This window comes from Silvimonas soli (genome assembly GCF_030035605.1).
GTDB lineage: Bacteria > Pseudomonadota > Gammaproteobacteria > Burkholderiales > Chitinibacteraceae > Silvimonas > Silvimonas soli.
In genome coordinates, this window is record NZ_CP106736.1 from 2727880 (window position 1) to 2747668 (window position 19789).

The 19789-nt window shown below is 58.0% G+C and carries 16 protein-coding genes; 11 read left to right on the forward strand and 5 right to left on the reverse strand.

All coding sequences use genetic code 11. From position 1 onward, the window contains the following. Positions 1–105: 105 nt before the first annotated feature. The gene (locus N7220_RS12510) at positions 106–2253 is read right to left on the reverse strand and encodes a putative bifunctional diguanylate cyclase/phosphodiesterase (protein WP_283147852.1); all 2148 of its coding nucleotides are present in this window, start codon (positions 2251–2253) and stop codon (positions 106–108) included. A gap of 192 nt (positions 2254–2445) precedes the next feature. Next, positions 2446–3654: a TCR/Tet family MFS transporter gene (locus N7220_RS12515; protein ID WP_390901496.1), complete on the reverse strand. Its 1209-nt coding sequence runs from the start codon at positions 3652–3654 to the stop codon at positions 2446–2448. Positions 3655–3897: 243 nt separating this feature from the next. Between N7220_RS12515 and N7220_RS12520 the strand changes: the two genes are divergently transcribed. Further along, positions 3898–4560, forward strand: coding sequence for a TetR/AcrR family transcriptional regulator (locus tag N7220_RS12520; protein WP_283147853.1), 663 nt, complete (start codon positions 3898–3900; stop codon positions 4558–4560). 4 nt (positions 4561–4564) lie between these two features. Here the strand turns inward: N7220_RS12520 and N7220_RS12525 are convergent, their stop codons facing one another. Next, on the reverse strand, positions 4565–5482 hold the full coding sequence (locus tag N7220_RS12525) for a LysR family transcriptional regulator (protein ID WP_283147854.1): 918 nt from the start codon (positions 5480–5482) through the stop codon (positions 4565–4567). A gap of 155 nt (positions 5483–5637) precedes the next feature. On the opposite strand from N7220_RS12525, the gene N7220_RS12530 reads away from it, so the two are divergent. The 4 genes from N7220_RS12530 (at position 5638) to N7220_RS12545 (ending at position 10222) form a co-directional block, all read left to right on the forward strand. Beyond that, the gene (locus N7220_RS12530; protein WP_283147855.1) at positions 5638–6627 is read left to right on the forward strand and encodes an aldo/keto reductase; all 990 of its coding nucleotides are present in this window, start codon (positions 5638–5640) and stop codon (positions 6625–6627) included. Positions 6628–6700: 73 nt separating this feature from the next. After that, positions 6701–7696 (forward strand): aldo/keto reductase, encoded by a 996-nt coding sequence (locus N7220_RS12535; RefSeq protein WP_283147856.1) that lies wholly within the window; start codon positions 6701–6703, stop codon positions 7694–7696. A 305-nt stretch (positions 7697–8001) separates the two neighbouring features. Continuing rightward, positions 8002–8769, forward strand: coding sequence for a bestrophin-like domain (locus N7220_RS12540; protein ID WP_283147857.1), 768 nt, complete (start codon positions 8002–8004; stop codon positions 8767–8769). Positions 8770–8881: 112 nt separating this feature from the next. Beyond that, complete coding sequence (locus N7220_RS12545; protein WP_283147858.1) at positions 8882–10222, forward strand: TAXI family TRAP transporter solute-binding subunit; 1341 nt, start codon at positions 8882–8884, stop codon at positions 10220–10222. Between the two features lie 20 nt (positions 10223–10242). On the opposite strand, the gene N7220_RS12550 is transcribed toward N7220_RS12545, so the two are convergent. Then, a complete protein-coding gene (locus tag N7220_RS12550) occupies positions 10243–11910 on the reverse strand; it encodes a sensor domain-containing diguanylate cyclase (RefSeq protein WP_283147859.1) in 1668 nt (555 codons plus the stop codon). A 369-nt stretch (positions 11911–12279) separates the two neighbouring features. Between N7220_RS12550 and N7220_RS12555 the strand changes: the two genes are divergently transcribed. Continuing rightward, positions 12280–12666 carry a thioredoxin family protein gene (locus tag N7220_RS12555; protein WP_283147860.1) on the forward strand — a complete coding sequence of 129 codons (387 nt, stop codon included), beginning with the start codon at positions 12280–12282 and terminating at the stop codon, positions 12664–12666. Further along, positions 12666–13394, forward strand: a complete 729-nt coding sequence (locus tag N7220_RS12560) for a cytochrome c biogenesis CcdA family protein (RefSeq protein WP_283147861.1) — start codon at positions 12666–12668, stop codon at positions 13392–13394. Before N7220_RS12555 ends, N7220_RS12560 begins: the two co-directional genes overlap by 1 nt. Here N7220_RS12560 and N7220_RS12565 read toward each other — a convergent pair. Further along, on the reverse strand, positions 13377–14282 hold the full coding sequence (locus tag N7220_RS12565) for a LysR substrate-binding domain-containing protein (RefSeq protein ID WP_283147862.1): 906 nt from the start codon (positions 14280–14282) through the stop codon (positions 13377–13379). The two genes, N7220_RS12560 and N7220_RS12565, sit on opposite strands and share 18 nt — an antisense overlap. A 165-nt stretch (positions 14283–14447) precedes the next feature. On the opposite strand from N7220_RS12565, the gene speB reads away from it, so the two are divergent. From speB to N7220_RS12585, 4 genes are all read left to right on the forward strand, one after another. Further along, positions 14448–15419: an agmatinase gene (gene speB, locus N7220_RS12570; protein ID WP_283147863.1), complete on the forward strand. Its 972-nt coding sequence runs from the start codon at positions 14448–14450 to the stop codon at positions 15417–15419. A gap of 58 nt (positions 15420–15477) precedes the next feature. Further along, positions 15478–16578, forward strand: a complete 1101-nt coding sequence (locus N7220_RS12575) for a polyamine ABC transporter substrate-binding protein (protein ID WP_283147864.1) — start codon at positions 15478–15480, stop codon at positions 16576–16578. 555 nt (positions 16579–17133) lie between these two features. Further along, positions 17134–18642, forward strand: a complete 1509-nt coding sequence (locus N7220_RS12580) for a porin family protein (RefSeq protein WP_283147865.1) — start codon at positions 17134–17136, stop codon at positions 18640–18642. A 47-nt stretch (positions 18643–18689) separates the two neighbouring features. Next, a complete protein-coding gene (locus tag N7220_RS12585) occupies positions 18690–19763 on the forward strand; it encodes an ABC transporter substrate-binding protein (protein ID WP_283147866.1) in 1074 nt (357 codons plus the stop codon). Positions 19764–19789: the final 26 nt, after the last annotated feature.

Sequence of the window (19789 nt, forward strand, 5' to 3'; positions counted from 1 at the left end):
TTGGTGCCAAGGTGCGCGACCGCAATGGTCGCCACCGGTTGGCCATTGATATTTTCATGTCGTCGGCCTTGGTGGATAGCGCCAAACTGGCTATCGCCGCCACGATCAGAGCGTGTGAAGTTTTGGTGCCCAGTCCTGGGCAAATAGCGCTGCCGGTTGTGGCCGGCCAAAGTAGAAGCCTTGAATTGTGGTGCAGCCTTCCCGCTGCAGAAATTCGACCTGTGCCAGCTCTTCCACACCTTCGGCCACCGTGCTTAATCCCAGACTGCCAGCCAGGCCAATGATGGTGCGAATAATGGCCTCGCTATCGTTGCCGACGCCAATCCCCAAAACAAAGGCCCGGTCGATTTTCAGGATATGGACCGGCAATTGTTTCAGGTACGCCAGCGAAGAATATCCCGTGCCAAAATCATCAATGGATAGTTTCACACCCAGCGCCTTGATTGCCTCAAGCATGCTGAATGCGTCGGCTGCGGCCATGATCACGCTTTCGGTGATTTCCAGTTCCAGCGTTGAGGCAGGCAGATTGCAGATGCTCAGCAAGCTGGCCAGACGGGCAGGAAAATCGTCGCGTTCCAGTTGCTTGACTGACAAATTGACCGAAACGGAGTTGATGGCAAAGCCAGCGCCTCGCCATTGCGCAATTTGCCGGCAGGTTTTCTCCAGCACCTGATCACCAAGTCGGACAATCAGGCCCGAGTTCTCCGCCACGGGAATGAACCGCGCCGGTGATACCGAACCCAACTCCGGGCTATTCCAGCGGGCCAGCGCTTCGGCGCCCACCAGATGGCCGCTGACTGAATCAACTTTGGGCTGGAAATACACTTCTATTTCGTTGGCGTCGATGGCCCGCCGCAGATGGCGCTCGATCAATACGCGCTCTTGCGCTTCTATCGACATCTGGTAGGTATACAGCTGGTACCGGTTCCGCCCGAGCGCTTTAGCCTGATACATCGCAATATCGGCTTTACGCACCAGGGCATCGAAATCGGTTCCGTCTTCCGGCGAGAAACTGATGCCGATACTGGCCGAAAGATGGATATCGTTGTGATTGATGCGGAATGGCTGATTGAATAAAGACAAAAGCTTTTCTGCAACCAGATTCACCGTTGCCGGGTCTTGCACATTGGCCAGAATGCAGACAAATTCATCGCCGCCAATCCGGGCCAGCGTGTCGCCTGAGCGGACATGCTCAGCAAGCCGCGCCGTCACTGCAATCAGCAGTTGGTCGCCGATAAAGTGACCGAGCGTGTCGTTAACGTCCTTGAAGCGATCCAGATCCAGAAACAGAACCGCCAGCCGTTGAGGTTGCAGCGGCTGCTGCCCTAACGCCGTTTCCAGGCGTTGTTTGAATAACAGACGATTTGGCAGATTGGTCAGCGGATCGTGATGCGCCAGCCGGTCCAGCCGCTCTTCAGCATTGCGGCGCTCGTCGATTTCATCTTCAAGCATGCGGTTCGCATCACCGAGTTCGCGAGTGCGCACTTCGACCCGACCATCCAGTTCGCGATTGATCTCAACCAGCTTGGCGGCCTGATTCTTGATGATCCTTCCCGCCCGCTTTACCACCAGCATTTGCGCAATATAAAGCGCAATCATCGCCAGGCTAATAGCGGCGGTTAGCCACCACAATTGTTTCGCGGTACTGGCGATGAACGACGTTGCATCCAGATAAATCTCAAGCACACCTTCAATCCGCCCATCTGCGCCGTGTACCGGCACGTAGGTTGAAATCAGATCGCGGTCATTGAGTTTGCGTTCAAAAGAATCAATTGTATTGCTGTGTTCCAGCTCGCTTACCGGCACACCGGCGACGGCGGATTCAAAGCCGTCATTGCCCTTTTCAATCTCTCCGACTTGCGTTGGGTCGGTGGAAAACACTGTCATGCCGTTGAGCGCATACACTTTCAGCCGGATAACGTCGGTGCCTTTCATGAGCTGCACGACGTTGCTTTGCAATTTGGCTTGCGTGGCCATTTCCCGCATGCGGGCCACATCGTTGCTCATTTGTGTGAGTGGCTTGAAATGGGGCCACAGCGAATTTTCAAATACCTGCACCAGCGAGGATGCGCGGACTTTCTCCAGTTGCAGCATTTGTGCGCTTGAATAAAAGCGCAAATACCCGGCCATCGCCACCGTGGCGATGCCCATCAGCACCAGCGAAAGCCAGAAGAAATAACGAACCAGATCAAAAGAGCTATCAGCGCCAGGCTCGCCCAGCGGCTGCTTGTTCCACTTGTTGTCCGATGCCATCAACCTCTCCTGGGTGGTTGAGCCGAGTATGCCTGGAAACACGGCATATTTGCATGCAGACAGTGAGCGCTGTTGCGTAGACGAGAACGCTTCACTGATTGGCGTTTTTTCGCGGTGAACCTGGCGCCATGAGATGCTCAAGCGCACAGGCAAAAAGCTGGCATACGATCAGCGCCGGTTCGCCAATTGGGCTCAGCCTTTTGCCAAAGACTTCTCCTCATTGATCGGGCTGCTGCGAAACCGTAAACCCAGGACCAGCGGTACCGCGATCAGATAAACGAGTACCACCGCTAGCCAGATCGCGCCGGGCCATTGCGCCCGCACGACGTAGTAGAACGTTGAGAACGCAAGCGGGCCGATGATCGATGCGAGGGCCACCACCGATGCCAGTACGCCCTGAAACTGCCCCTGTCGCGTCTCATCAACCAGGCGCGTAGCAAGCGACTGCAGTGCAGGAACACCAATGCCGCCGAGGGCGAAGAGCGGCATGATCGCAAACACCATCCAGCCTTGCGTGGCAAAAGCCAGCAGGCCCAGCGCAACGCAGATGCCGGCTATCCCGGTCAAGATGGCGCCGCGTTCACCCAGTAATTTGACGGCTGGTCCGGGCAAAAAGGCCTGAGCCAGTGATTGGCATATGCCAAAGGTGCCGAGCGACAAACCGATCCACAGGCCGTTCCACTGAAATGCGTCGTTGCCCCAGAGCGCCCAGCAGGTGCCATACACCTCGCCCGAGGCACTCAGGATGAAAAAGATCAATGTGATGGGCGCGAGACTCTTCATGGAGAACACCCAGCGTAACGGGCGCAGCGGGTTGAGCGCAGCGAGGTCGATCTTCTCCCCGCTTGGCGTACGCGATTCCGGCAGGACGAACAATGCCAGCAGCAGGTTGGCCGCATTCAGTGCCGCAGCGGCAATGAACGGGAGCCTTAGCCAGTAGTCGCCCAGCACCCCGCCGAGCACCGGACCGATGATGAACCCGATGCCAAACATGGCATTGAACAGGCCAAACCGCCGCGCACGCGTTTCCTGGGGCGAGATATCCGTGATGTAGGCGGTCGCTACCGAAATATTGGCGCTGGTCAGCCCGGCAATGGCACGGCCAATGAGCAGCATCCACAGTTGGGGCGCAAAAGCCATGACCACGTAGTTAATCGCGGCGCCGGCGAGGGAAATCAGCAGCACCGGGCGTCGGCCAAGGCGGTCACTCAACGCGCCAAGCACTGGCGCAAAGACGAACTGCATCACTGCATACAGCGCGGTCATGATGCCGATCCACGGCGCGACATTGCCTGCGTGCGTCACCTCTTCAAGCAAGCGCGGCAGGATGGGAAAGATCAGTCCGATGCCGACGGCATCCAGACCAATCGCGGTAAAGATAACGATAAGTGGTTTATTCATTGGGATTCTTGGTGGTGCCGCAAAAGGGCGACTGGTAACGCCTGCGTGGCAGGTTTACGCGGGTGGAAAACGGGTTTGGCCGGTGATCTGCAATTGGCCTTCCTGAAACTGGAGTCATGACGAAGGCACTTACGTGCCGCCCAAATTGGGCTCGCTCACGTTCAGGGCATTCAGCACTTTTCGGAAATGTATTAAATACCAATATGTACTGAGTACACAGTAGCGTGTGCTATTATCCGCAGCATGTCAACGCCATCCGACCTTCGATCCCGCAAGCGCCTTGCCACGCGACAAGGCATCTCCGATACCGCCACGCGCCTTTTCCAGGAACGCGGTTTTGATAACGTGACGGTGGACGAGATCGCGGCGGCGGCTGATGTCGGGCGAATGACGGTGTTCAATCACTTCCCGCGCAAAGAAGACATGTTCTTTGATCGCGACGAGGAAGGGCGCGAGATGCTGCGCGAGGCCTTGCGCCAGCGCGATCCAAACATCTCGCCGCTGGAGACGCTACGCCTCTTGGCACATCGGCTGGTTGCCCAGCAGAGTCCTTACGTCAGATTTGAGGCTGGGGGCGCGGGCTTTGTCTCTGCCGGGAGTCAGGGCTTTATCGAGACAATCGCGGGCAGCGAAACCCTCAAGGCGCGGGCGCGGGCGATACGGGATGAACTGGCGCAACTGTTGACGTTAGCGCTAGCCGAATGCGCCGGGCGAGAACCGGGTGATGCCGACGCGCAACTGGCGGCAGGCCTGCTTCTGGCAACGTGGACGGTGGCGCTTACCCAGGCTCACCAGACTTTTCGGCAGAGCCAGGACGCAAAGGCAGCGAAAGCCGTGTTTCTCGCGATTGTTGATAAAGGCGCCATCGGCCTGAACGCCGCAATGGCCGGCACCCCCTACGCCTGAGCAATCACTGTGCGCCTGCGGACTCGCGGCCTTGCGCCCAGCCGCGTATTGCTTCGGCAAATAGCCGCAACGCGGTAGGCGGGTGGCGGTTGGCGGGGTAATAGAGACACAAACCCGGGAAAGCCGGGCTCCAGTCTGGCAGCACGGCGGTGAGACGACCTGCCGCAAGATGCTCGGCAACGTCGTCTTCTGGCACCCACGCAATGCCGATCCCGGCCAGCGCGCCTTCGATCGCCAGTTTGAGATTGCCCACCGTCAGCGGGCCATTGACGTCCAGATGCATGGTGCGGCCGCGATACTGCGGGTCCCAGCGATACAGCTGGCCACTGTCAAAGCGAAAACGGATACAGCGATGCTGCAGTAAATCTTGAGGCGTTGTAGGTGTGCCGTGTTGTGCCAGGTAGGCAGGCGTCGCCACAGCGGTAAAGCGCATATCTCGTCCGAATTTCACGGCAATCATGTCACGTGGCACTGTTTCCAGCAGGCGAATGCCCGCGTCAAATTCACCGGCCACGATATCCAGCATCCGGTTATCCAGCACAAACTCAATATGGATATCGGGATAGGTCGCCAGGAACTCAGGCAAAACATGCCGAATCAGCGGGGTGGCGCCGGACTCCGAGGTGCTGATCCGCAGCGAGCCCGACGGTTTGTCCCGCGCAGACCTGGCCTCGCTGATCGCGTCTTCGATATCGGCAATGGCAGGGCGCACCCGCAGCAAAAACTGTTCGCCCGCGTCGGTCAGCGCCACTGAGCGGGTGGTGCGGTTGAACAGCCGCACACCCAGCCGTTCTTCCAGTCCTCTTATGGCATGACTCAAGGCCGAGGCCGATACATCCAGCGCACGCGCTGCCGCCCGAAAGCTGCGGTGCTCGGCAACCGCAACAAACGCATTCAGTTCGGAAAATCCAGTACTGGCCATAGATGAGTTTTCCTCAATAGATCATGCAATTTTAGCTGGATTGTTGATTGATCTTGCAGGAAATACACTGCTTGTCATCTTGAGAGGGCACCGGCCACAGCGCCAAACCCGGTCATCTCACCGTTTTGGTTAGCAGCAAGCAACTGGAGAACAACATGCAAAAACGCAAACTTGGCAAGAGTGGTCTGGAAGTATCGGCACTGGGGCTGGGCTGCATGGGGCTGAGTTACGGCTACGGGCCAGCCACCGACAAACAGCAGGCCATTGCGCTGATTCGCCGCGCGTATGAGCTGGGCGTTACCTTCTTTGATACCGCCGAGGTTTACGGCCCGTATCTCAATGAAGAGGTCGTGGGCGAAGCGCTGGCACCGTTTCGCAATGAAGTGGTCATCGCCACCAAGTTTGGTTTTAACTTTGGCGATGACGGCAAACAGCAAAGCCTGGACAGCCGTCCGGAGCATATCCGGCAGGTGGTCGAGGGTTCACTCAAGCGCCTGAAAACCGATGTGATCGACCTCTATTACCAGCATCGGGTTGATCCGCAAGTACCCATTGAAGAGGTGGCGGGCGCTGTCAGAGAGCTGATCCAGCAAGGCAAGGTGAAGCATTTTGGCTTGTCCGAAGCGGGCGCGCAGACCATCCGCCGCGCCCACGCCGTGCAACCGGTGACTGCGCTGCAAAGCGAGTATTCGCTGTGGTGGCGCGAGCCCGAGCAGGAAATCTTGCCGCTGCTGGAAGAACTGGGCATTGGCTTTGTGCCGTTCAGCCCGCTGGGTAAAGGGTTTCTGACTGGTGCGATTACCGAAAACACATCGTTCGCCAGCAATGATTTCCGGCAAGTGGTGCCGCGTTTCAGTACCGATGCCCGTAAAGCCAATCAGGCGCTGGTGGATCGGCTGGGCGCGATTGCGGCACAAAAACGCGTTACACCGGCGCAGATTGCGTTGGCGTGGCTGTTGGCGCAAAAGCCCTGGATTGTGCCTATTCCCGGCACCACCAAGCTGCAACGGCTGGGCGAAAACATGAGCGCTGCAGCGGTTGAACTGACCGGGCAAGAACTGGCGGATATTCAAAGCGCCATTACCAGCATGGCCGTGCACGGCGACCGCTATCCCGCCCACTTGCAGGCGCGTGTTGGCCGCTAAACCGCCACGGCGCGGACATCATTGCGCGATCAGTAGTCGTCGCCAGTTCACTCTTACTTGATAGAGGTTATCCATGGAATTCCGAACACTGGGCAGTACGTTGCAAGTCTCCAGCCTTGGTCTGGGCTGCATGAGCATGAGTGCCGCCTACGGCCCGGCCGCCGACAAGCAGGAAATGATCAAGCTCATCCGCAACGCGCACGAGCGCGGCATCACTTTGTTTGACACGGCGGAGTCTTACGGCCCGTTTCTTAACGAAGATTTGCTGGGTGAAGCGCTGCAGCCGATCCGCGATCAGGTGGTCATTGCCACCAAGTTTGGCTTTGATATCGACTTGGTCACTGGCGAGCGCCGCGGCGCTGGCACCAACAGCCGCCCGGAACACATCAAGGCCGTGGCCGATGCCAGCCTGAAGCGGCTGCGTACTGATCGCATCGATTTGTTCTACCAGCACCGGGTTGATCCAGCCGTGCCGATTGAGGAAGTGGCCGGTGCGGTGAAGGACCTGATTGCCCAAGGCACGGTGAAGCACTTCGGTTTGTCCGAGGCCAGCGTGCAGACGATCCGGCGCGCCCACGCAGTGCAAACCGTCGCCGCCGTGCAGAGTGAATATTCGCTGTTCTGGCGCGGCCCGGAACTGGAACTGCTGCCAGTGCTGGAAGAACTGGGCATTGGTTTTGTGCCGTTCAGCCCGCTGGGCGCGGGGTTTCTCACCGGCCAGATCGACGAGCATACGCAGTTTGATCCAACGGACTTTCGCAACGTCGTGCCGCGTTTTTCCCCCGAGGCGCGCAAGGCCAATATGGCGCTGGTCGACGTAGTCAAAGCGGTCGCGGCCCGCAAAGGTGCTACACCAGCCCAGGTTGCGCTTGCCTGGTTGCTCGCTCAAAAGCCGTGGATTGTGCCTATCCCCGGTACCACCAAGCCGCACCGGCTGGTGGAGAACCTAGGGGCGATCGATCTGACTCTGACCGCAGATGACCTCACGCTGATCAACGAGGAAGTATCCCAAGTACAGGTGCATGGCGAACGTTTGCCTGCGGCGGCATTGCAGATGACTAACCGTTAAACACCACCACCACAGCAGGAACAGAAAATCGCAGACGATAGCCACTATTACGGCCATCTCTGCGATTTTTTGTTTGCGCTGCGCCAGTCGTGGGATTTGGGCGGTGAGCAATGTTGCCCGGCACATGCTGGGTGCAAGCACTACGATGATTGCAAGCGCTGCTTCGCTTACGTCACGGGTGCCGGATTCGGTCGGTCACCGGCTCGTGCTGCCGAAACAAACCCTTGCACTCAGAGCGGAGGCAGCGCGTTTAGCCGCCAGTTTTGTGCGGAACCCCTAAAAGAAATGTCGTGGAGATGCCAAGTATGGAGTTGCTCGCAAATCATCCCGTTTTGTTCTGCCTGGTCTCGCTGCTGCTCATGTCACTGGCGGCGTGGGTTGGCGCGGTTGTGCTACGCCAGAAAAAGCCAATGGATGAGGCGACAGTCGAAGATTTCAGTGTTGTGCAATCGGCCACGTTGACGCTGCTGGCGCTGGTGATCGGGTTTTCGCTGTCGATGGCGGTGGGGCGCTACGACCAGCGCAAGAATTACGAAGAAGAAGAAGCCAACGCCATTGGCACAGAGTTTATCCGCGTGGATTTTCTGTCCGTCCCGGCTGCGGCGCAGTTGCGGACTTTGCTGGTCAAATATCTTGATCAACGCGTCCTGTTTTATCGGACCAACGATGCCCAACAGCTCGGGGTCATTAACACCACGACCGCGCAGATTCAGGCCGATATGTGGGCGTTGGTGCGCACTGGCGCCAGCGCCGCGCCGAATCCGATTACCGCGCTGGTAACTGCGGGAATGAATGACGTGATCAATACCCAAGGCTATACCCAGGCGGCGATCTGGAACCGCATTCCGCATTCGGCGTGGGCGCTGATGATTGTGATCGGGCTGTTCAGCAACGCACTGGTGGGCTACGGGTCGCGCAGCAAGCAGGTGAGAAGCCGGTTTCTGGTGATCATGCCGCTGGTGGTTTCGCTGTCGTTCATGTTGATCGCGGATATCGACAGCCCGCGTAGCGGCATTATCCGCGTGGTGCCCCAAAACCTGATCAGCCTGGCGCAATCGCTGCCCAAGCCGTAAGCGACGGCCCAGGCTCGCGCCCTGGCAGAGCAGGCTGGCCGCAATCGCAGTGTTGTTGCCGGGCCTGGTATGCCAGAGACACTCATCGGGAATGACGTCAGGAAATGCAGCCATGATTCTCAGTCGTCAGCAGCGCGCTCCACAGTTTCCCCACGCCTATTCGGTCTGGCGCGATCACGCCTGGTTCTGGGGCGCGATTGTTTTTCTGGGCATGCTAACCATCTTGCTGGTGGTGTGGCTGGTGGAGCCCGCGCCGCCCAAAACCATCGTCATTAGCGCTGGCCCGGCGGATGGCTCATTCTGGCCCGCCGCCAATGCTTATCGCAAAATTCTGGCGCGTGACGGGGTCACGCTAAAAGTCCTGCCATCGGACGGTTCTTTGCAAAACCTGCATCGCTTGCTCGATCCGAAGCAACATGTTGATCTGGCGCTGGTACAAGGCGGCGTGGCGCAAGGGTTGGATACCTCATCGCTGATGTCGTTGGGCAGTGTGTTTTATGCGCCGATTGTGGTGCTGTATCGCGGCGGCGAAATTGCCCGATTATCGCAACTGAATGGCAAGCGCATTGCGATTGGCCGCGAAGGCAGCGGTACGCGAGTGATTGCACTCAATTTGCTCAAGGCCAACGGCATTGTGGCCGGGGGCGCTGCTACATTGCTGCCCTTCGACGGGCAGGAGTCCGCACGCCAACTGGCAGCCGGGCAGATTGATGCGGCGTTCTTCAATGGGGACTCCGCCACTCGCGGCCTGATGTTGCGCTTGCTGCAAGACCCGAATGTGCTGGCGCTGAATTTCACTCAGGCGGCGGCTTATACGCGGCTTTTTCCGTATTTGAACCAGATTGATTTACCCGCCGGGGTGCTTGATCTGGGCCGCAATATTCCTCCCGCCACTGTGCATTTGATTAGTCCGATGGTTGAACTGGTAGCTCGGCCCAATTTGCACCCCGCCATTTCTGATTTGCTGATCGAGGCCGCGCAGGAAGTCCACGGCATGCCGGGTTTGCTGCAGCGCAGCGGCGAGTTTCCCAGCCCTATCGAGCACGAATATCGCATCAGCGAAGACGCAGCTCGCTATTACCGGTCAGGCAAGAATTTCCTCTACCGCAATTTGCCGTTCTGGATGGCCAGCCTGGTCGATCGCACGCTGGTTTTGCTGATCCCCATGGCGGTGCTGTTTTTCCCGGCGTTGCGCGTGTTGCCAGCGTTGTACCGCTGGCGGGTGCGCTCGCGTATTTATCGCTGGTATGGCTTGTTGATTGCGATTGAGCGCGAGGCGCTGGAGCACGTGACGGACGAAGAGCGTGACCGCCTGGTCAAAGACCTCGACCATATTGAAGAAAGCGTAAACCAGCTGAAAATGCCGCTCGCTTATGCCGATGCTTTCTATGTGTTGCGGGAGCACGTCGGCTTTGTGCGCTCCCGGCTTAGTGGCGAACAACGGCCTGCCTGAGCACGCTGACGCGCCCGGGTTCAGCTTTTCTGGCGGCCCTGGATTGGCTCGGCAACTATGTGTTGCGGTAGCGCAGGCGCCTTGCCATCGCCAGCAAGAGCGGCGACCACATAGCGATTGCGCCCCGCCATTTTAGCCTGGTACAAGGCTTCGTCGGCCTTGCTGTAGGCGGCATCCAGTGACAACGGCTGACCGGGGCCGATGGCAACTGCGCCGACGGACACCGTCAATTGTGGCCAATCGCTTTTTTCATGCGGGATATCCAGATCACGCACTCCCACGACAATGCGTTCCAGCACGGCGTCGAACTGATCTGGGGCTTGCAGCGGCACCAGCACCGCGAACTCCTCGCCACCCACCCGGAACACGCCATCAGTGGCGCGCTGCAATGCCTGACGCAGTGCTTCGCTCACGCTACGCAAGACCTGATCGCCTGCCTGATGGCCATAGTGATCGTTATATTTTTTGAAGAAGTCGACATCCAGAATGGCCAGTCCCAGCCAGCTCTGGTCGCGCAGGCTACGGCCAAACTCGCGTTGCGCAATGATGTCGAAGTGGCGCCGGTTATAGAGTCCGGTCAATCCATCCTGAATCGACAATTTCTCGTTATCGCGCAGTGCTCCGGCCAGTAACACCAGCAAAGTCACCGACAACAAAGAGGCGATGATCGCGCCGATCAACAAGAGCGAGTCGCTGGCCGCACCCAGCAAAATGGCGGGGTGGTCGGTGATAGTCACCATGAACCAGCCCGCCTGGCTGAGCGGGTAAACGGTATATGACACCTTGCCGGCGCGCACCGGTGTGCCGGGTGGGCGTTGCAATACGTCGACGGATACTTTGGGTTGCTCCGGGTGCAGCAAGTTGCGGCCGCTGGCGTTGACCACCGTAAGGCCGGAATACGGGACCTTGCGTAAAACAAGGGCCTCGACCAGCGTTGCCAGTTTGACATCGCGGCTGATTACCCCCAGAAATTGGTCGGCCACGTATAGCGGCGCACTCACCGTAGCCGTCTGTTCCTTATGCTCAAAATCCGGGGCTGCTCGCGTCCAGATGGTCTGGCGCTGCGGGTTGGCCTGCGGTGCAGCCTTGGCATAGGCAGCCCGCTGTTCGTCACTGCGCCGATAGAACTGGCTGCCGCTGGTAGCGGTGCCGAGAGCGGGGTAGACATAAGCAAAACCGCTGGCGGATTGGTAGTAAATCAATGGCAGGTCGGCGTCTCGATGTTCGAGCGCTTTGAGCAGTGGTGTCAGTGCGATGGCCATGGCCATTTCTCGTGCCAGCGGCGAATCAGTTGGCGGCATTGGCCCTTCGCCGCTGAGTTGCCCCAGTTCGGCTTTGGTAAAACCCGGCAAGGCACCCAGCACATAGCCGTGATGATCCGGCCGGGGATCGAGTCTGAGCGTGGGTTGCAGATTGAGGCTGTAACGACCGCTCATTAATTCTGCCGCCTGTTCAGCCAGCATTTCCACCGATTGCCGCCGGGTTTCCAGTGCGTATTCCAGGTGGACCGCCGCATAAGCGCTGGCGTCGCTCACATCGCCGTATTCCGTAGCCAGATTCTGGTTGAACCGGTAAAAGCCGCAGACCAGACCGCCGATAAACAGTGTCGTTGCCGCCAACAGCACCAGCCGCTCGGTGCGCCGGCCTGCAGAGAGCGAGGCAAAAACAGTGGGACGGCGTTTGGTCATGCGGGGGTTCCATGAGGTTGGTGATATTTGATGCGCATTAGAGCGTGTAATTGGGGTGCAGTTCTCGTGCCGCAGGATAGAAAAAATATCTGCTGCTGCGCGTGATCACCGGCTTGCCAGAGTATTTTGATGCATTCCTCGCTGACCGTAAGAAAACCACGGGCGGTGCGACTCATCAAGTGCAATCGCAATATTGCGGCGCGCAAAAGAGGCGCTGATCAGTGCGGCGACGGGTGTGGTGCACTTTTATACTGTCCATGGTTCAAACCAGTCAGCCGGTGGATCAGACTTAGCTGGCGGGCGCCGCACTGCTGGGCTACAAGACAACGCGACAACCTGAAGCAGCCACTTACCCCGTGGAGACCACAAATGAAACTCACCAACATCATTGCGCTAATCGCCCTGTCTGCTCTGACCTCGCTGGCCGTGGCCGGGGAGATCAAGCCATATAACCAGCAAGAATTCGATGCGCTGACCCAACAAGGCAAGCCAGTGGTGCTCGACATCAGCGCGCCATGGTGCCCGACGTGTAAACAGCAAAAGCCGATTATTGATGGCCTGATGCAGCAGCCTGCCTATAAGGACGTGACACTCATGACCATTGATTTCGACTCGGCCAAACCCACGCTGAAGAAATACAAGGTCACGATGCAAAGCACCCTGATTGCATTCAAAGGCGCCAATGAGGTGGGGCGTTCGGTGGGCGACACCACGCCAACCGGGTTGGAAGGGTTGATCAAAAAGACCGTTAACTGATGGATTTTGGCTTTACCTCATACGGCTTGGGTCTGCTAGCAGGCCTGCTTTCTACGCTCTCGCCCTGTGTTTTTCCAATTATTCCGCTTCTATTGGGGGCGGCGACCAACGCGCGGCGGCTGGCCCCGCTGGCGCTGGCTGGTGGTCTTGCGCTGTCTTATGCATTGATCGGTACAACGCTGGCCTGGGCTGGCGCGTCGCTCGGTGTAGACACGACACTTTTCCGTTATGGCGGCGCGGTGTTACTCGGCTTGTTGGGACTGGTGCTGCTTTCGGGGCGACTGCAGCAGCGTTTTGCCGCTACCACCTCCGGCATTGGCGATGCGGGCAACAGTCTTGTCTCTCGCATACATCTGGACGGTTTGTGGGGCCAGTTTGTCATTGGACTGGTGCTGGGCGTGGTCTGGAGCCCATGTGTAGGGCCGACCTTGGGAGCTGCCGTGTTGCTGGCAAGCCAAGGCTCGCATCTGCCGCAAGTGGCGCTGCTTATGGGGGTGTTCGGGATCGGCGCCGCCTTGCCCATTGTTGTTATTGCGGCGATCTCACGCAGCGCTTTGCTCAGGGTGCGCGGCAAAGTCATGCAAGTGGGTCAAGCCGGAAAAAAACTGATGGGCGCGCTGATGGTGGCATTGGCGTTGCTGATTCTTACCGGCGCAGACAAGCCACTGGAGTCGTGGATGGTAGATCAATCCCCCAACTGGCTCACACAATTAACTACCCGGTTTTAGGCAAATCTCACCTGCCGCGTTTTGCAGTAGCCAGTCATGGACGGCGGCGACCACGGGTGAGCGGGCGGGCTGCACCGAGCGCATCAACCACAGTTGCCCGAGCGTGAAGCCGGGAATCTGCGGCAGAGTGGCAATCTCGCCACGGGCCAGGGCGGCCTCGGCATACCAGCGCGACACCATGGCAATGCCGGCTTCCTCGCGGGCGGCGGCTACCAGCCAGTGCGGGTCGTCGATGGTCATCCGTCGTTTGATGGCCAGACCGGCGCGGCGCAGTTCGGGTAACCACGGCGCCCATTCTGGCCGGGCTTCGTGATACAGCAACGGCGCCATGCTCATGACTTCAGGAAACGGTACGTGCGCCAGGCGCGCGGCAGTTTGCGGCCCGCAGATGGCAATTGCTTCATCCGCCATGAGCGGCGTGCTTTCAATCTCCGGGTTGCGGATGGGTGAGTCCGAGATGATCAAATCAACATCGATCTGGTCGATCTCCAGGCTCTTGTCGATGGTAACCAGCCATAAATCCACGTCGGCAAAGCGCTGCTCCAGTTCTCTCATGCGTGGCAACAGCCAGCCCGAAGCAAACCGCGCCGCACAAAACACAATGACTGAGTCGGGCTTGCTGTAGGGCTCGATGCGATCGCGCCCGTCTGCCAGCAAGGTCAAGGCGGCGGAGACCGTTTGCAAATACAGCGTGCCTGCCGCCGTCAGCGCCACGCCTCGCCCGATGCGCCGGAACAAAGGCTGCCCGGTCCACTGCTCCAGTTGCAGTATCTGATGACTGATTGCCGACTGCGTCAGCGCGAGTTCCTGGGCCGCGCGGGTAAAGCTGCCCAGCCGGGCCGAAGCCTCAAATGCCAGTAGTGCTTGCAGGGGAGGGTGTCTGCGCATGAGGTATTAAAATTCCTGATACTAAAAGCAATATTTATCGCTTTATGGCCCGTAATTGTTTGATAACAATACACCATATGCAAATGAGCCATGCAAATTACGAATAGCTTTTAGCGCGTAATTTTGGTGCAAATGCACCAGTTTAGACAACAGCGAGACATTGAAATGCCCCAAAACGAATTGCCTCTACAGCAATCATCCGCAGATCAGGCTTCTGGTGCCAGCGGATTGCTGCATCCCGGGCCAACCTATGCGGGCGTGTTGTCATTTATGCGGCGGCGCTACTCAAGAGATCTGACCGGGGTCGATGTCGCCATCTCTGGTATTCCACTTGATCTGGCCACCACCTTCCGCCCCGGTACGCGCTTTGGCCCGGCGGGCATCCGTGCCGCCTCGGTGCAGCTGGCCGAGTTGATGATGTTTCCGTGGGGTGTTGACCCGTTTGATGAGTTTGAGGTGGTTGATTACGGCGACTGCTGGTTCGACGGGCATAACCCGCTGGGCATCCACGACAGCATCGTTGCCTTTGCCCGGCGGATATTGCAGTCCGACGCTCGCATGCTTACTTTTGGTGGTGATCACTACGTGACCTACCCGTTGCTCAAGGCGCATGCAGAGAAGTACGGCGCGCCGCTGAGCTTGATCCACTTTGATGCCCATTGCGACACCTGGCCTGACGACAATCCGGATTCACTCAATCACGGCACCATGTTTTACAAGGCGATTCGTGAGGGGCTGATTGATCCGGCGCGCTCGGTGCAAGTGGGGATACGTACCTGGAATGACGACTTCATGGGCGTACGCGTGCTGGATGCGCCACATGTCCATCGCCAGGGCACGCGCGCCGTTGTCGAAGAAATACTCGCCATCACCGGCAACTCACCGACTTATCTGACCTTTGATATCGATTGTCTTGATCCGGCCTTTGCGCCGGGCACGGGCACCCCGGTTGCGGGCGGACTGTCGTCAGCGCAGGCGCTCGACATACTGCGTGGCCTGGGGCCGGTCAATTTGATTGGGGCCGATGTAGTCGAGGTTTCGCCGCCGTACGACCACGCCGAAGTCACCGCCCTGGCTGCGGCGCATATCGCCGCCGACATTCTGTGCTTGATGCGGGCGCAAAAACTGCGCCGTTGAACTGCCGGATATCGCTCTGAATTCCTGCCTTCATTTGAATTGATATCGAGGAAAAAACATGGACAGCGCCTTTCTCAAGTCATGCGGCATTACCGCGTGTTTCTGTCTGGCGGCCACGACAACACTGGCCGCCGACAAGCAACTCAACCTTTACAACTGGTCCGACTACATCGGCAAAGACACGGTGGCCAACTTCGCCAAAGAAACCGGCACCAAGGTGCGTTATGACGTTTATGACAGCGAGGAAACCCTGCAAACCAAGTTGCTGACCGGTTCCACCGGCTACGACGTGGTCGTGCCCAGTTCCAACTTTATCGGCAAGCAAATTGAAGCCGGTATCTATATGCCGCTGGATAAAACAAAGTTGCCCAATCTGGCCAATATGGACCCGCACATCATGAAAGTGCTGGAGGCGTTTGATCCGGGCAATCGCTACGGCGTGCCGTGGGCCTGGGGCACCACCGGGCTGGCCTATAACCTGACCGCCGTGCGCAAAGCACTCGGCCCGGATGCGCCGCTGGATAGCTGGGATATTCTGTTCAAACCGGAATACCTGAGCAAGCTGCGCGGTTGTGGCGTGTCGATGCTTGATTCCCCGGCCGATGTTTTTGCGGTGGCCCTGAACTACCTGGGCAAAGACCCGAACAGCCGTAATCCGGTGGATTATCAAGCCGCATTTGAAACGCTCAAAAAGGTACGGCCCTATATCGCCCAGTTCAGCGGCTTTGGCTACATCAATGACCTGGCGGGAGGCGATGTCTGTTTTGCCTTGTCCTGGTCGGGCGATGTGATGATGGCCAGCCACCGGGCAACGGAGGCCAAGAAGGCGTTCGAATTGAAATACTTCATTCCCAAAGGCGGGGCGCCAGTCTGGTTTGACTTGATGGCTATTCCCAAAGGCGCGCCACACGCTGAAGCGGCCTTTGAATGGATGAACTACATCATGCGCCCCGAAGTACAAGCCGCCATTACCAACGAAGTGTTTTATCCCAATGCCAACCAGGCTGCCGACAAATTTGTCCGGGCCGAGATCCGCAGTAATCCGATGATTTATCCGGGTGATGACGTCATGAAAACGTTGTATCCGCTGAAGGGTTTGCCGCCAGATATCCGCCGCCTTGAAAACCGCATGTGGGCAGATTTGAAATCCGGGCGTTGAGCCAATCGCAGTTGTAAGTCATATCGCAATGGGCGGCCTCAGGGTCGCCCATTTTTTTTCTGGAGCAGGGCTGCAAACCGTTGCGGTTAATCCTGCCCATCAGCGCTTCTCACACCGCAAATCAGCACCTTCCCGCCACCTGAGCTTGATCACCGGGGCCGCAATGGCGACCAGCTCAGGTTGCTGTGCGATTTGCCACAGTCCGTCTCACACCCTGCCGCTTTTGCCACAGCCCGTGGCTTCTCGTTAGCTCTTATATTCCCAATTTTTCTATAAAACATGGTTTGGCACGAACTCTGCTTATAAGTGGCTGAGCCCTGAACCAGCGGGCTTCACCCAGGAGTATCGCGATGGATACAGCAATCAGTTTGCGACTGGCAGGACGTATGCCAGCAACGACCCACTGTACTTTGCGCAGCCGTCGGCTATGCAGGCCAGTCCTCACTTTGCGGCTTGGCCGCGGGTTGCAGACAGGTGGGGAAAAAGCCGGGGGCGTGGATCAAACAGGATGCGGCAGCAAAAGCCGTGCTGACTTACACAAGGGAAATGCTGAGCATGCAATTCGCAAAAAAACAAAGAAAAAAACTGTTGTTGGGGGCTGGTTTGTTGGCCCTGGCCGGGGTCAGTCACGCCGCGCCTTCCAATGAAGAACTGGAAAAACAGATTCAGTCGCTGCAAAAAACCGTGGAAAGCCTGACGCAACAACTGCGGGCGCAAAACCAGGCAGCAGCAACCGCCAAACCGCAAGCCGCCACCACTGCCGCTGCCGCCGCTGATACTGGCACCGTGCCAGCGCCCACGGCAGAGAGTGATCCAGCCAATCAGGTCGCTTCCAGACAAGACATCGACGGGCTGCGTGCCGACCTGGAAAACTACAAGTATCAGCAACAGCACGATCACGACACCGCGCAGGCGCTGACGCTGCGCAACACCAATATCAACGGCACTATCCAGGCTCGTTATGCCGCCGAGACACCAGCAGTGAGTGGCGGCGCGGCTTCACCATCCTCACCTCGTAATTCCGGTTTTAGCATTCCGCTGGCGCTGGTCTCGTTCTCCGGCAGTTTGTACAAGGATTACAAAGAAGGCCGCAATCTGGATTACCGCTTGCAACTGGGTTATGCCCAAAGCTCGCCGCCCTCAGCCAATGCCTATTTCAATGTGCAGGATGCCTATCTGCGCTATAGCCCCGTGGCCAGCGGTGGCGATCTGGAAAACCCGATTTTCAACCTGACCCTGGGTCAGCAACTGTTGCCATTCGGGCTGGAAATCCAGACGGATGAATCGTTGCGTCCGGTGATCAACAATGCGCAGTTCCTTAATGGCACGGGCCTGGGTTTCCGCCAGATCGGCCTGGTCGCCCGTGGTGACATCGCCCCCAACGTCGATTACGCCTCCACCTACCGCGCGCCGTTGTTTGAATACGCGGCGGGTGTCGTGAACGGTAGCGGCCCCAACGTGCAGGACAACAACAACAACAAGGGCTTCGTAGCTCGGGCAACGTACACGCTGCCAGTGGATTACAACAGCTGGCTGCGGGAACTGAAGGTTGGCACCTCGTATTACCAGGGTGGCTTGAGCCTGCAAAATGGTTCCACTGCCGTGAACCCGCTGGGTTACGACCACATGTACGGGTTTGACCTGTACTACAACCACTTCCCGTTTGGCGCGACCTATGAATACGTGCAGGCCGAGAACAAGGACCGGATCGGTGGTGTGGGCAAGGTAGGCACCAAAGGTACCAGCAACACCTTCACTGCGTTCTATACGTGGGGTGAGCAGTTCCTGAACAGCTCTAAAACCCAGGCCAAATACGACGATTACTGGCCGAAGTCCTACCAGACCTTCGTGCGCTGGGATCAATGGAACCCCAACACCGGCCTGCCGACCAGCAAGAGCGCCAAGTCCACTATCGCCACAGTGGGCCTGAATGTGTTCTTCGCCCAGACCACCAAGTTCCAGCTGAACTTTAACCGCTATCTGTATGAGAACGCTGTGATCGCCAACCCGGCGACCAAGTCGGATATCTCCGAATTGCTGGCCCAGTTCCAGTTCGGGTTCTGACCTTGCGACCTTCTCAAATGACAAAAACAGACCCACAGGACATCACCATGAAAGCACGCTTTTTACAGGCCATGAACGGCACGCTGGCTGCGCTGGCACTGGCTTTGACCGCCATCGCTCCGGCTCATGCCGAAGACAAACCCACGGTCATCCGCATTGCTTATCCGGGCGCAGGTACCGGCGGACGGCCATTGGGTGATAGCAATACGTACGCCTCAGCCAATTATCTGGGCGCGCTGGAAAAAGAATTCAAAGCTGACGGCATCAAGGTGCAGTGGACCTTCTTTCCCGGCGCTGGCCCAGCAGTTAACGAGCAGGCCGCCAACGGTCTGGTGGATTTTGCTTATCACGGCGACTTGCCGCTGATTGTGGGGCGTTCAACCGGTATCAAGCATCACATCATTCTGGGCGGTCCCCGCTTCGGCCCGGTGTACCTGGTGGCGCCGAGCGACTCCCAGGCCAAAACGCTGGCTGACCTGAAAGGCAAAACGCTTTCGACCTTCAAGGGCACGGCCAACCAGCTGGTACTGGACCGTCTGCTGGAAGCCAATGGACTGACTGAAAAAGACTTCACCATCCTCACCCAGAACGCCGACAACCAGAAGGCATCGCTGGCGACCAAGACCATCGACGGCACCATCATCTCGCCGTGGGATCTGGAAGCTCGTGGTATTGCCAAGCGCATTACCACCATCCAGCGTGATCCGAAGATCACCTCGGTCGGTTCGTTCTGGGTGAGCGAAGACTTCGAAAAGAAGTATCCGCAAATCGTACAGCGCGTGGTCAATGTGCTGGTACGCACCGCGCAATGGACATCGGACGAAGCCAATCGCGACAAGCTGTTTCACCAGTGGGCGCAGTCTGGGAACACGGGTTACGGCGACTTTGTGAAGAACTATCAGAGCTACCAGCTCAAAGAACTGAACAACCCGCTGCTGGACGACTACTACCGCGCCACGCTGCAAAAAGCGGTGAACGAAGCCAAACGCTACAAGCTGATTCGCCATGACGTCAGTCTGGATGGCTGGATCGAACCCAAGTACCTGAACGAAGCGCTCAAGGAGCAACACCTGGAGCACAACTGGGATGAGTACGACGCCAACGGCAACGTCAAGAAGTAGCCATATGCCCGCCGTCCGCAAAGGCG

What these genes read in the sequence shown, in the direction of transcription:
- N7220_RS12540 (WP_283147857.1), top strand. Translation starts at nt 8,002, where the DNA reads ATGGAGTTGCTCGCAAATCATCCCGTTTTGTTCTGCCTGGTCTCGCTG.
- N7220_RS12565 (WP_283147862.1), bottom strand. Translation starts at nt 14,282, where the DNA reads ATGCGCAGACACCCTCCCCTGCAAGCACTACTGGCATTTGAGGCTTCG.
- N7220_RS12545 (WP_283147858.1), top strand. Translation starts at nt 8,882, where the DNA reads ATGATTCTCAGTCGTCAGCAGCGCGCTCCACAGTTTCCCCACGCCTAT.
- N7220_RS12560 (WP_283147861.1), top strand. Translation starts at nt 12,666, where the DNA reads ATGGATTTTGGCTTTACCTCATACGGCTTGGGTCTGCTAGCAGGCCTG.
- N7220_RS12575 (WP_283147864.1), top strand. Translation starts at nt 15,478, where the DNA reads ATGGACAGCGCCTTTCTCAAGTCATGCGGCATTACCGCGTGTTTCTGT.
- N7220_RS12555 (WP_283147860.1), top strand. Translation starts at nt 12,280, where the DNA reads ATGAAACTCACCAACATCATTGCGCTAATCGCCCTGTCTGCTCTGACC.
- speB (WP_283147863.1), top strand. Translation starts at nt 14,448, where the DNA reads ATGCCCCAAAACGAATTGCCTCTACAGCAATCATCCGCAGATCAGGCT.
- N7220_RS12520 (WP_283147853.1), top strand. Translation starts at nt 3,898, where the DNA reads ATGTCAACGCCATCCGACCTTCGATCCCGCAAGCGCCTTGCCACGCGA.
- N7220_RS12530 (WP_283147855.1), top strand. Translation starts at nt 5,638, where the DNA reads ATGCAAAAACGCAAACTTGGCAAGAGTGGTCTGGAAGTATCGGCACTG.
- N7220_RS12515 (WP_390901496.1), bottom strand. Translation starts at nt 3,654, where the DNA reads ATGAATAAACCACTTATCGTTATCTTTACCGCGATTGGTCTGGATGCC.
- N7220_RS12535 (WP_283147856.1), top strand. Translation starts at nt 6,701, where the DNA reads ATGGAATTCCGAACACTGGGCAGTACGTTGCAAGTCTCCAGCCTTGGT.
- N7220_RS12525 (WP_283147854.1), bottom strand. Translation starts at nt 5,482, where the DNA reads ATGGCCAGTACTGGATTTTCCGAACTGAATGCGTTTGTTGCGGTTGCC.
- N7220_RS12580 (WP_283147865.1), top strand. Translation starts at nt 17,134, where the DNA reads ATGCAATTCGCAAAAAAACAAAGAAAAAAACTGTTGTTGGGGGCTGGT.
- N7220_RS12550 (WP_283147859.1), bottom strand. Translation starts at nt 11,910, where the DNA reads ATGACCAAACGCCGTCCCACTGTTTTTGCCTCGCTCTCTGCAGGCCGG.
- N7220_RS12510 (WP_283147852.1), bottom strand. Translation starts at nt 2,253, where the DNA reads ATGGCATCGGACAACAAGTGGAACAAGCAGCCGCTGGGCGAGCCTGGC.
- N7220_RS12585 (WP_283147866.1), top strand. Translation starts at nt 18,690, where the DNA reads ATGAAAGCACGCTTTTTACAGGCCATGAACGGCACGCTGGCTGCGCTG.